Genomic DNA, 12150 nt, shown 5'->3' on the forward strand with positions numbered 1-12150 from the left:
TTTTGGGGCCGCTGCGCGCCCCTTCGCGGGCGCGCCCGCTCCCACAGGGATTGCGTTAAGCCTGGGGGCTACGCTGTACCTGTGGGAGCGGGCAAGCCCGCGAAGGGGCGCAAAGCGGCCCCCGCTTGGCGATCAACTGAAATGAACAGACAGACCCACCAGTAGCCGGGGTTGATCGGCTATGCTTGCGCAGCGCAAGGAACGTGAAACCGGCTCGGGACTCATGGATATCAAGTTCACCAATCGCCTGTCATACAAGCAAGCCCGGTTGACAGTCCTGGTCGGCTTCATCCTGGGAACATTGCTCAGTCTCATCCAGATCGGCATCGATTATGCCAGCGAAGACGCGTCCATCAACCGCGAAGTGCATGCGTTGCTGCAAATCAGCCACAATCCGGCTTCGCGCATCGCCTACAACATCGACTCGGAACTGGCGCTGGAGCTCACCCGCGGCCTGCTGCAATCGCCGGCCATCATCCGCGCACGGCTGATCGACAACAACGATACCGTACTGGCTGATGTCGAGCGCCCACGCCTGCAGGACCGCTACCGCCCGCTCAGCGACTTTCTGTTCGGCGAGCAGCGCCAGCTCAAGGAACGCCTGTACCTGACCCACATGCCCGAGGAATACCTCGGCACCCTGTACCTGGACGTCGACACCTACGCCTTCGGCAGCCGTTTCCTGGACCGCGCCGGCATCACCCTGCTCAACGGCTTTGCGCGCAGCCTGGTGCTGACCGGCATCCTGCTGGCGCTGTTCTACATGATGCTGACCAAGCCGCTGGTGACGGTGATCGGCGCGCTCAGCGGCAGCGACCCGCGCAAACCCCGGCAAACCCGCCTGGACTGCCCACACGGCCACGAACACGACGAAATTGGCGTGCTGGTGAAGGTTGCCAACCAGCAGTTCGTCAGCATGGCCACCGAGATCGAACAGCGGCGCACCGCGGAAAACCGCCTTACCCAGTACCTGAACGAACTGGAAGACATCGTCTCGGCACGCACCAACGAACTGAAAGCCAGCAACAGCAGCCTGAGCCTATCCAACCAGGAACTGGAAGAGGCCCGCCGCCGCGCGCTGGACATGGCCCAGGCGCGCGCCGCCTTCCTGGCCAACATGAGCCACGAGATCCGCACCCCGCTTAATGGCATGCTGGGCATGATCGCCCTGGCGCTGGACAGCCCGCTGCCCAGCGAGCAGCGCCAGCAGCTGGCGATTGCCCATGACTCGGGCAAGGTGCTGGTGGAACTGCTGAACGATATCCTCGACCTGTCCAAGTTCGACGCCGGCCAGCTGGAGCTGGAGCGCATCCCGTTCGACATGGGCTCGATGGTGGAAGACACCGCCAACCTGCTGTCGCAGAACACCGCGCAAAGCGTGGAGCTGACCTGCCTGATTGCCCGCAACTTCCCCAGCGCCGTGCTCGGTGACCCCACGCGCGTGCGGCAAATCGTCAGCAACCTGCTGTCCAACGCGCTGAAGTTCACCCGCTTCGGCCGCGTCGATGTACGCCTGGTCACCATCGTCGGCGGCGTGCGCCTGGAAGTGCGCGACACTGGTATCGGCATCCCCGAAGAAGCCCAGGCGCGAATTTTTCAACCCTTCACCCAGGCCGGCGCCGGCATCACCCGCCAGTATGGCGGCACCGGCCTGGGCCTGGCGCTGACGCGCAACCTGTGCAAGGCCATGCAGGGCCACCTGCACATTCGCTCGGAGGCGGGCTTTGGCAGCTGCTTCAGTGCCGAGCTGCCATTGGCCGTGCACACCGAAGCCATTGCGCCGCTGCCATTGCACGGGCGCGTGGCAGCCCTGAGCGCAGCCGGCAGTGGGCTCAACGAACTGCTGCAAGGCCTGTTGCCCGCCTGGGGCCTGGCGTACCAGCGGCATGACAGCAGCGCAACACTGGACGCCAGCGCAATGGACCTGCTGATCACCGACGACGTAGACCACCTGTTCCAACTGCGCCCGGCGTTGAAAACACCGATCTTGCTGGTGACCGCCTACGGTAATTTCCTGCCCAGCGAACAGTCGATGGCCCTCGCCCCGCTCCATCAGCTGGCCCGGCCGCTGGCACGCAACGCCCTGTACCAGACCCTGCGCCGCACCTTGCAAGGGCACGAGCCCGAACACCCGCTGGCCAACCCGGCCATTACCCTGGAGGCAGGCCGTGCGCGAATCCTGCTGGTGGAAGACAACCCGGTGAACCAGCTGGTAGCCAAGGGCATGCTGGCCAAGCTCGGCTGCCAGGTGCAGCTGGCCACCCAGGGCGCCGAGGCCCTGGAGCTGCTGCAACAGGATGAATTCGACCTGGTGTTGATGGACTGCAACATGCCGGTGATGGACGGCTACGAAGCCAGCCGACGCATCCGCCAGAGCGGCCGCTGGCCCGACCTGCCGATTGTTGCCCTCACCGCCAACGCCATGCCCGAGGAGCGTGAGCGCTGCCGGGCGGCGGGTATGAACGACTACCTGGCCAAGCCGTTCCGCCGCGAAGAGCTACTGGCGCTGGTCGACCACTGGGTGCCGGTCAACGGCTGAGCAGGCGCTCGATGTCGGCTTCCAGGGCCTGCGGTTTGGTACTGGGGGCGTAACGTTTGACCTGGCCATTGGCCGGGTCGACCAGGAACTTGGTGAAGTTCCACTTGATCTTCTGGCTGCCCAGAATACCCGGTGCGCGCTGCTTGAGCTCAACGAACAGTGGGTGAGCGCCCGGGCCGTTGACCTCGACCTTGCGAAACAGCGGGAAGCTCACGCCAAAGTTGCGCTCGCAAAACTGCGCAATATCCCGTGCATCGCCCGGCTCCTGCTTGCCGAACTGGTTGCAGGGAAAGCCCAGCACCACCAGGCCACGCTCGCGGTAAGCCTGCCAGAGCTGCTCCAGGCCCTTGTACTGCGGGGTAAAGCCACACTGGCTGGCGGTATTGACCACCAGCAACGCCTTGCCCGGGAAGTCACCAAGCTTCTTGTGCTCGCCGCCCAGGGTCACGCAGGGGATATCCAGCATTGTTCCAGCCATGGTCGGGCTCCGGTCAGTCGCGTGGGCGCAGGTCGATGCACACCGAGTTGATGCAGTAACGCAGGCCGGTCGGTGGCGGACCGTCAGGGAACACGTGGCCCAGGTGCGCATCGCAACGCGCGCAGGTGACTTCGGTGCGGATCATGCCGTGGGAGGTGTCACGGATCTCGATCATCGCGCTGTCCTCGATCGGCGCGTAGAAGCTCGGCCAGCCACAGCCGGAATCGAACTTGGTTTGCGCATCGAACAACGCCAGGCCACAGCAGATGCAATGGTAGATGCCATCGCGACGCTCGCTGTTGTACTTGCCGCTGAACGGCCGCTCGGTGCCCTTGAGGCGGCATACCTGGTACTGCTCGGGGTCGAGCATCGACCGCCATTCATCCAGGGTTTTTTCGATCTTTTTCATGTAGGGACCTCGGCAGGCTTAATTTCACCCCGCACCGTCTTTTCCGGGGCGCGGGTGGCACGTATATTAGTTGGCTTCGTGTGCCAGGCGTTCAGTCTGGCACCCGCTTCCTGCCGTTTCAAACCTTTCGGCGTGGGTTGCGCGTTTTCTCATATCGGGATCCCATCATGCAGTTCAGCAAATCGAACAAGCTCGCCAATGTCTGCTACGACATTCGCGGCCCAGTGCTCAAGCACGCCAAGCGCCTGGAAGAGGAAGGCCACCGCATCCTCAAGCTGAACATCGGCAACCCGGCGCCGTTTGGCTTCGAGGCGCCCGATGAAATCCTCCAGGATGTGATCCGCAACCTGCCCACCGCACAGGGCTACAGCGACTCCAAAGGCCTGTTCAGCGCCCGCAAGGCGGTGATGCAGTATTGCCAGCAGAAGGAGATCGAAGGCGTCACCATCGAGGACATCTACCTTGGCAACGGCGTGTCCGAGCTGATCGTGATGTCGATGCAGGCCCTGCTGAACAACGGCGACGAAGTGCTGATCCCGGCGCCTGACTACCCGCTGTGGACCGCAGCCGTGAGCCTGGCCGGCGGCAAGCCGGTGCACTACCTGTGCGACGAGCAGGCCGACTGGTTCCCTGACCTTGAAGACATCAAGGCCAAGATCACCCCGAACACCAAGGCCCTGGTGATCATCAACCCGAACAACCCGACCGGCGCGGTGTACTCCAAGGAGCTGCTGCTGGGCATGCTGGAGCTGGCCCGCCAGCACAACCTGGTGGTGTTCTCCGACGAGATCTACGACAAGATCCTGTACGACGAAGCCGTGCACATCAGCACCGCCTCGCTGGCGCCCGACCTGCTGTGCCTGACCTTCAACGGCCTGTCCAAGTCGTACCGGGTGGCGGGCTTCCGTTCCGGCTGGCTGATCATCTCCGGGCCCAAGCACCACGCCCAGAGCTACATCGAAGGCATCGACATGCTGGCCAACATGCGCCTGTGCGCCAACGTGCCTGCCCAGCATGCCATCCAGACTGCGCTGGGCGGCTACCAGAGCATCAACGACCTGGTGCTGCCGCCAGGCCGCCTGCTGGAGCAGCGCAACCGCACCTATGAACTGCTCAACGACATCCCGGGCGTTAGCTGCGTGAAGCCGATGGGTGCGCTGTATGCGTTCCCGCGGATTGACCCGAAGGTGTGCCCGATCCTCAACGACGAGAAGTTCGCGCTTGACCTGCTGCTGTCGGAAAAGCTGCTGATCGTGCAGGGTACGGCGTTCAACTGGCCGTGGCCGGACCACTTCCGCGTGGTGACCTTGCCACGGGTGGACGACCTGGAAGCGGCGATTGGGCGGATTGGCAATTTCCTGCGGACTTATTCGCAGTAAGTGATGGCCCTGGGGGGCGCTTTGCGCCCCTTTCGCGACACAAGGCCGCTCCTACAGGAGATCGCGTACTCCTGTAGGAGCGGCCTTGTGTCGCGATGGGCTGCGCAGCGGCCCCAAAATACCCAAGGCATGTTTCTTACATCCTGCAACGCTCTATCCCACAGCCCCCGCGCCATCCTCTGCCATACTCCGCCGTACACAGTTTGAAATAGTCGCCCGATTGAATCGACGCGACAGGCCCCTTATATACCCCGCAGTAAGCGACAATTCATCCGTCAGGAGAACGTAACAACCATGATGCGCATTCTGTTGTTTGTGGCCACCAACCTTGCGGTGGTGCTGGTTGCAAGCATTACCCTGAGCCTGTTCGGTTTCAACGGGTTCATGGCCGCCAACGGGGTCGACCTGAACCTCAGCAGCCTGCTGGTGTTCTGCGCCGTGTTCGGCTTTGCCGGCTCCCTGGTCTCGCTGTTCATCTCCAAGTGGATGGCGAAGATGAGCACCGGTACCCAGATCATCAGCCAGCCTCGCACCCGCCACGAGCAGTGGCTGTTGCAAACGGTCGAGGAGCTGTCCCGCGAAGCCGGTATCAAAATGCCCGAGGTGGGTATCTTCCCGGCTTACGAGGCCAACGCCTTCGCCACCGGCTGGAACCGTAACGACGCGCTGGTAGCGGTATCCCAGGGCCTGCTGGAGCGCTTCTCGCCCGATGAAGTGCGTGCGGTGCTGGCCCACGAGATCGGCCACGTGGCCAACGGCGACATGGTCACCCTGGCGCTGGTGCAGGGCGTGGTGAACACCTTTGTGATGTTCTTTGCGCGCATCATCGGCAACTTCGTCGACAAGGTCATTTTCAAGAACGAAGAAGGCCAGGGCATTGCCTACTACGTGGCGACCATCGTTGCCGAGCTGATCCTGGGCATTCTGGCCAGCATGATCGTGATGTGGTTCTCGCGCCGCCGCGAATACCGCGCCGACGAAGCCGGTGCGCAACTGGCCGGTACTGCGGCGATGATCGGCGCCCTGCAACGCCTGCGGGTGGAGCAAGGCCTGCCGGTGCACATGCCTGATACCATGAAAGCTTTCGGCATCAATGGCGGCCTGAAGCACGGCCTGGCCGGGCTGCTGATGAGCCACCCGCCGCTGGAAGACCGTATCGAGGCCCTGCGCCGCCGCGGTTGATCCACTGGGCAATTCAGAAAGGGCGACTTCGGTCGCCCTTTTTTGTACGAATCACCGGCTAACCCGATACACCCGTTCCAACAGGCTGGAGGCCCCAGCCTGCAAGAACTTGGGGCTTTCCTGAATCATCTCCACGGCTTCCAGCTCATCCAGATACCATCCGGCCAACCCCTGCCGTACCTCTTCATCCCCCACCGAAAACGGCGGCCCATCCAGCAGCGACTGGTCATAATCCAGTGTCACCAGCAGCCCCCTGCACCTCGCAGGCAACAATGACGACAAAGCCTCCATGTACTTCGCACGCATCTGCGATGGAAGCGCAATCAGCGCCGCACGGTCATACAGCCCCACGCAGTCCCCGACATCCTCCGCCCGCAGCGCAAAGAAGTCGCCACACCACAACTCCACGTCACCATGACGCCAGAGCTCGAATGCGCCTTGCTTACGCACCTCGGGTTCAAGCCCATGCTCGCGGAAGAAATCCTCCACCGCCCGCCGCGACAGCTCCACACCCAGCACGCGATATCCCTGCCCCGCCAGCCAGGCCAAGTCCAGGCTTTTGCCACACAGCGGCACCAGCACGCGACCGCCAGGCGCCAGGCCCAACGTTGGCCAGTGCGCCTGCAAGTACGGATTGACCTGCCCCTGGTGAAAGCCGATCTGGTTGTCGGCCCACCGTTTGTGCCAGAACGCTGGCTCCATGGTTGCTCCTTGTTTATCGAGTAAACCGATAGAAAACGCGTAAAACTTGCGATGGATATCGATCAGTTTCTGATCGAAGATGAGTGCATCTTAACCCTCAGGACCTCGCCATGCTGCCCAGCCTGTTCATCTCCCATGGTTCCCCCATGCTCGCCCTGCACCCCGGTGCCAGCGGGCCAGCGTTGGCCGGGCTGGCCAACAGCCTGCCACGGCCCAAGGCCATCGTGGTGGTGTCGGCGCACTGGGAGAGCCGTGAGCTGCTGGTGACCAGCAGCGCACAGCCCGAGACCTGGCACGACTTCTACGGCTTCCCGCCGGCTTTGTACGCGGTGCAGTACCCGGCGCCGGGCGAGCCTTCCCTGGCAGGCGAGGTCAGCGAGTTGTTGAAGGCTGCCGGCCTGCCAGCCCGCCTGGACGCTCAGCGGCCGTTCGACCACGGCGCCTGGGTGCCGCTGTCGCTGATGTATCCGGATGCGAGCATTCCGGTGGTACAGGTTTCACTGCCCAGCCACATGGGGCCGACGTTGCAGGTGAAGGTGGGCCAGGCCTTGGCGGGGTTGCGCGCCGAGGGTGTGCTGCTGATCGGTTCGGGAAGTATCACCCATAACCTGGGCGAGCTGGACTGGCATGCCGGGCCGGAGGTGATCGAACCTTGGGCGCTGGCGTTCAGGGATTGGGTGGTGGAGCGGCTACGGGCGGGTGATCTGGCGGCATTGCTGGATTACCGGCAGCAGGCGCCATATGCCGTGCGTAACCACCCCAGTGATGAGCATTTGCTGCCGCTGTTCTTTGCCCTGGGGGCTGGTGGCAAGTTTGGGGTGGTGCACCAAGGGTTCACCTTGGGGGCGCTGGGGATGGACATTTATCGGTTCGACTGAAAATCGCTGGGGGCGCTTTGCGCCCCTTTCGCGACACAAGGCCGCTCCTACAAGGGACCGCGTACCGCCATGGGCCGCGCGCCCTGTAGGAGCGGCCTTGTGTCGCGATGGGCTGCGCAGCAGCCCCAAAATCCCACAGGCAAAAAAAATCCCCAGCCAAGGCCGGGGATTTTTTATTGCGCCAGGATCAATCCTCGCGGTAGCGACGCAGCTTCAGCTGCTTGCCAGCCACGCGGGTGTCCTTGAGCTTGGACAGCAGCTTCTCCAGGCCGTCTTCCGGCAGCTCGACCAGGCTGAAGCTGTCGCGCACCTGGATACGGCCGATGGCGTCACGGGCCAGGCCACCTTCGTTGAGGATCGCGCCCAGCAGGTTCTTGGCAGCGATACCGTCACGGGCACCCAGGGCGGTGCGGCAACGCACGCGGCCTTCGGCCAGCGGCATCGGCGCACGGCGCTCGCGGTCACCACGGTCAGGGCGCTCGCTGCGCTCACCACGCTCGGTACGCTCGCCACGTGGGGCACCAACGCCTGGCACCAGCGGCTGCTCACGCTCTACCGCCGCCAGGTCCAGCGCCTGGCCATTGGTGGCCTTGCGCAACAGGGCAGAGGCCAGGGCACGCGCGCTGCAACCCAGGTCGGCAGTCAGGCGGTCGAACAGGTCGCCGTGAGTGGCTTCAGCTTCGGCTACCAGTGGCGCCAGGCTCGAAGTCAGCTTCTTGATGCGGGCATCCAGCACGGCCTGAGCATTCGGCAGGCGGGCTTCGGCTACCTTTTGACCGGTAACACGCTCGATCACCTGCAGCATGCGGCGCTCACGCGGGGTAACCAGCAGCAGCGCACGGCCTTCGCGACCGGCACGGCCGGTACGGCCGATACGGTGTACGTAGGATTCCGGGTCGTACGGCATGTCAACGTTGAACACGTGGGTGATGCGCGGCACGTCCAGGCCACGGGCAGCAACGTCGGTGGCAACAACGATGTCCAGGCGGCCATCCTTGAGCGAGTCGATTACGCGCTCGCGCTGGTTCTGGGCGATGTCACCGTTCAGTGCAGCAGCCTTGTAGCCTTTGGCTTCCAGCGCGGCGGCCAGGTCCAGGGTGGCTTGCTTGGTACGCACGAAGGCGATCAGCGCGTCGAACTCTTCCACTTCCAGCAGACGCAGCACAGCCGGGATCTTCTGGTCGGCGTGGACCATCAGGTGGGCCTGCTCGATCGCGGTAACGGTCTGGGTCTTGCTCTGGATCTTGACGTGCTTGGGCTCACGCAGGTGACGTTCGGCGATCGAACGGATCGACGACGGCAGGGTAGCGGAGAACAGTACGGTCTGACGGGTAGCCGGGATGGCATCGAAGATCACTTCGAGGTCGTCCATGAAGCCCAGCTTCAGCATCTCGTCGGCTTCGTCCAGTACCAGGTACTGCACGGTCGACAGGACTTTTTCGTCACGACGCAGGTGGTCGCACAGGCGGCCCGGGGTGGCCACGACGATTTGCGCGCCATTGCGGATTGCACGCAGCTGTGGGCCCATCGGGGCGCCACCGTATACGGCAACCACGTTCACGCCCGGCATCTGCTTGGCGTAGGTTTCGAAAGCGGTAGCAACTTGCAGCGCCAACTCACGGGTTGGCGCCAGGATCAGGGCTTGCGGTTCGCGCTTGCTCACATCGATCTTGTTGAGGATCGGCAGGGCGAAGGCAGCGGTCTTGCCGGTGCCCGTCTGCGCCTGGCCGATCATGTCATGACCGGCGAGGATGATCGGGATCGATTGTTGCTGAATGGCGGACGGCTCTTCGTAGCCGGTCGCCAGAACGGCAGCAACAATATTCGGATTAAGATCGAGAGCGGCGAAGCCGCCGGTTTCCTGGGTCATGGGTCTGCCTCTAGGTGCATCCGCAAAGACCCATGCTCCAAAGCTGCACATGCCTTGAAAGACCGTCAGGTCACCCAGGCAGCTTTGGCGGCGGGGATTTGCGAAAACGATTGAAAAAGAATACTTGGGAAGGTCCGCCTAGCGGACGTGCAGCCGAAGCTGGACTCGGAGGATTTGCACCACCTGATTTTGAGGTCCGCTAAAAGACCGGCGCGTACTATACCCGAAATCGTGCGGGGACGTGAGGAATATTTTCAGGGTGCAGGGCCAGTATCGAGCCATCAATGGCCAGGCGCTGAATCGATAATTCCTGAATGCCGGCACGGTCCCTGTAGGAGCGGCCTTGTGTCGCGAAAGGGCCGCAGAGCGGCCCGGGCATTATCCGCTGCGAAGCTGAAAATGTGGGGCCGCTGCGCGCCCCGCTCGCGACACAAGGCCGCTCCTACAGGGACCGCGACAGCGCTCAGGTTTCGCATAAGCCGCGCCAGCCATTCAGGTAGCCGGCCGAATCTCGCGGATCAACCCTTCCAGGCTATAACCCAACCGCGGCGCCAGCGCCTCGGCCCGGGCCCGCAGCCCTTCCACCTCCAGCGTTTGCTCGAGGTCCGCCGGCACCAGCAGGATCACATTGCCCTCCTTCACCGGCAGTTCCCAGTAATGCCGGTGGTACAGCCCGCGCAGCAATGCCGCACCCAGCGGCTTGCCATCATCGGTGGCCCACTGGTTGATCACCAGCCAACCACCCGGGTTCAGCTGTTGCTGGCAGTTCTCAAGAAAATTCCACGCCAGGTGCCCCACGCCCGGGCCGTGGTCGGTGTACAGGTCGACGAACAGCAGGTCGGCCTTCTCTGCCGTGGGCAGCAACTCGATGGCATCACCAATGCGCACGTACAACCGTGGGTCGTCATCCAGCCCAAGGTGTTCCATGGCCAGGCGCGGTACATCCGGGCGCAATTCGATGGCCTCGATGTCTTCCAGCGGCAGGAACTTCATGCACGCCTGGGTCAGCGTGCCGGCACCCAGGCCAAGAAACAGCGCGCTCTCCGGCTGCTCATGGCACAGCGCGCCCACCAGCATGGCGCGGGTGTAGTCGTACTCCAGCCAGCTGGGATCGGCCGTGAACACACAGCTTTGCTCGATGGCATCGCCGAATTCCAGAAAGCGGTAGTCGTCTACTTCATACACGCTGATGACGCCAAAGGCATCCTCCACTCGCGCCAGCAGCCGCTCTTCCCGTTCCGCCGTCATGCTCACCACCCACCCGCGCAAAAACGCGCATTGTCCGCCAACACCCTGGATGCAACAAGCACAGCGCCAACTGTTACCATGGCCTGAAGCCTACAACCTACAAGACCGAGCCCGAGATGAACCAACCGTGGAGCCCTGACAGCTGGCGCGCCCTGCCGATCCAGCAGCAACCGACCTACCCCGACGCCGCGCACCTGCTGAAGGTTGAACAGACCCTGGCCAGCTACCCGCCGCTGGTGTTCGCGGGCGAGGCACGTGAGCTGCGCAGGCAGTTTGCCGAGGTAACCGAAGGCCGTGCCTTCCTGTTGCAGGGTGGCGACTGCGCCGAGAGCTTTGCCGAATTCTCGGCGGCAAAAATCCGCGATACCTTCAAGGTGCTGCTGCAAATGGCCATTGTCATGACCTTTGCTGCCGGTTGCCCGGTGGTCAAGGTTGGGCGCATGGCCGGCCAGTTCGCCAAGCCACGCTCCTCGGGCGATGAAACCATTGGCGACATCACCCTGCCCGCCTACCGTGGCGACATCGTCAACGGCATCGGTTTTGACCCCAAAAGCCGCATTCCCGACCCGGAGCGCCTGCTACAGGCTTACCACCAGGCCACCGCCAGTCTCAACCTGTTGCGCGCCTTCGCCCAGGGCGGTTTTGCCGACCTGCACCAGGTGCACAAGTGGAACCTGGACTTCATCGCCAACTCGGCGCTGGCCGACAAGTACCACCAACTGGCCAACCGCATCGACGAAACCCTGGCGTTCATGCGTGCCTGCGGCCTGGACAGCGCACCGCAACTGCGCGAAACCAGCTTCTTTACCGCCCACGAAGCGCTGCTGCTGAACTATGAAGAAGCCTTTGTGCGCCAGGACAGCCTGACCGGCGACTACTACGACTGCTCGGCGCACATGCTGTGGATTGGCGACCGCACCCGCCAGCTGGACGGCGCCCATGTGGAGTTCCTGCGTGGGGTGCACAACCCGATCGGGGTCAAGGTTGGCCCAAGCATGAACCCTGAAGAGCTGATCCGCCTGATCGACACGCTGAACCCGGCCAACGACCCAGGGCGCCTGAACCTGATCGTGCGCATGGGCGCGAGCAAGGTCGGCGAGCACCTGCCGGGGCTGATCCGCACCGTCGAGCGCGAGGGGCGCAAGGTGCTGTGGAGCTCAGACCCGATGCACGGCAATACCATCAAGGCCAGCAGTGGCTACAAGACCCGGGATTTTGCGCAGATCCTGGATGAAGTTAAGCAGTTCTTCCAGGTGCACCAGGCCGAAGGCAGCCATGCGGGCGGCATTCACATCGAGATGACCGGGCAGAACGTTACCGAATGTATTGGCGGCGCTCGGCCGATTACCGAGGATGCGTTGTCAGATCGTTACCACACGCACTGCGATCCGCGCATGAATGCCGATCAGTCGCTGGAGCTGGCGTTTTTGATTGCCGAGACGCTTAAGCAAGGACGGCGCTAAAA

Annotated in this window: 9 protein-coding genes and 1 pseudogene; 5 read left to right on the top strand and 5 right to left on the bottom strand. The window is 63.2% G+C overall.

The window, feature by feature from the left end; genetic code table 11:
- The first annotated feature begins 181 nt into the window (after nucleotides 1-181).
- Nucleotides 182-2539: a response regulator gene (locus ACQKPZ_RS11685; RefSeq protein WP_427537986.1), complete on the top strand. Its 2358-nt coding sequence runs from the start codon at nucleotides 182-184 to the stop codon at nucleotides 2537-2539.
- On the opposite strand, the gene ACQKPZ_RS11690 is transcribed toward ACQKPZ_RS11685, so the two are convergent.
- Together ACQKPZ_RS11690 and msrB are read right to left on the bottom strand one after the other, a co-directional pair.
- On the bottom strand, nucleotides 2529-3017 hold the full coding sequence (locus ACQKPZ_RS11690) for a glutathione peroxidase (RefSeq protein ID WP_391135549.1): 489 nt from the start codon (nucleotides 3015-3017) through the stop codon (nucleotides 2529-2531). The two genes, ACQKPZ_RS11685 and ACQKPZ_RS11690, sit on opposite strands and share 11 nt — an antisense overlap.
- Nucleotides 3018-3030: 13 nt before the next feature.
- Nucleotides 3031-3426 (bottom strand): peptide-methionine (R)-S-oxide reductase MsrB, encoded by a 396-nt coding sequence (gene msrB / locus ACQKPZ_RS11695; RefSeq protein WP_016715103.1) that lies wholly within the window; start codon nucleotides 3424-3426, stop codon nucleotides 3031-3033.
- Nucleotides 3427-3593: 167 nt separating this feature from the next.
- Here msrB and ACQKPZ_RS11700 point away from each other — a divergent pair, with 167 nt between their 5' ends.
- Both ACQKPZ_RS11700 and htpX read left to right on the top strand, forming a co-directional pair.
- Complete coding sequence (locus ACQKPZ_RS11700; RefSeq protein ID WP_012313392.1) at nucleotides 3594-4805, top strand: pyridoxal phosphate-dependent aminotransferase; 1212 nt, start codon at nucleotides 3594-3596, stop codon at nucleotides 4803-4805.
- 294 nt (nucleotides 4806-5099) lie between these two features.
- A complete protein-coding gene (gene htpX, locus ACQKPZ_RS11705; protein WP_016715101.1) occupies nucleotides 5100-5987 on the top strand; it encodes a protease HtpX in 888 nt (295 codons plus the stop codon).
- Between the two features lie 51 nt (nucleotides 5988-6038).
- Here htpX and ACQKPZ_RS11710 read toward each other — a convergent pair whose 3' ends face one another.
- Nucleotides 6039-6689 (bottom strand): thiopurine S-methyltransferase, encoded by a 651-nt coding sequence (locus tag ACQKPZ_RS11710; protein ID WP_427537989.1) that lies wholly within the window; start codon nucleotides 6687-6689, stop codon nucleotides 6039-6041.
- Between the two features lie 110 nt (nucleotides 6690-6799).
- Here ACQKPZ_RS11710 and ACQKPZ_RS11715 point away from each other — a divergent pair, with 110 nt between their 5' ends.
- Nucleotides 6800-7567: a DODA-type extradiol aromatic ring-opening family dioxygenase gene (locus ACQKPZ_RS11715; RefSeq protein WP_427537992.1), complete on the top strand. Its 768-nt coding sequence runs from the start codon at nucleotides 6800-6802 to the stop codon at nucleotides 7565-7567.
- 187 nt (nucleotides 7568-7754) lie between these two features.
- Here the strand turns inward: ACQKPZ_RS11715 and ACQKPZ_RS11720 are convergent.
- Nucleotides 7755-9471: pseudogene (locus tag ACQKPZ_RS11720) on the bottom strand (DEAD/DEAH box helicase).
- A 458-nt stretch (nucleotides 9472-9929) separates the two neighbouring features.
- The gene (locus tag ACQKPZ_RS11725) at nucleotides 9930-10685 is read right to left on the bottom strand and encodes a spermidine synthase (RefSeq protein WP_427537995.1); all 756 of its coding nucleotides are present in this window, start codon (nucleotides 10683-10685) and stop codon (nucleotides 9930-9932) included.
- Nucleotides 10686-10801: 116 nt separating this feature from the next.
- Between ACQKPZ_RS11725 and ACQKPZ_RS11730 the strand changes: the two genes are divergently transcribed.
- Entirely contained in the window at nucleotides 10802-12148 is a 1347-nt protein-coding gene (locus tag ACQKPZ_RS11730; protein ID WP_427537998.1) for a class II 3-deoxy-7-phosphoheptulonate synthase, read from the top strand.
- Nucleotides 12149-12150 lie beyond the last annotated feature (2 nt).

The organism is Pseudomonas sp. NPDC089547 (assembly GCF_050280665.1).
Lineage (GTDB): Bacteria > Pseudomonadota > Gammaproteobacteria > Pseudomonadales > Pseudomonadaceae > Aquipseudomonas.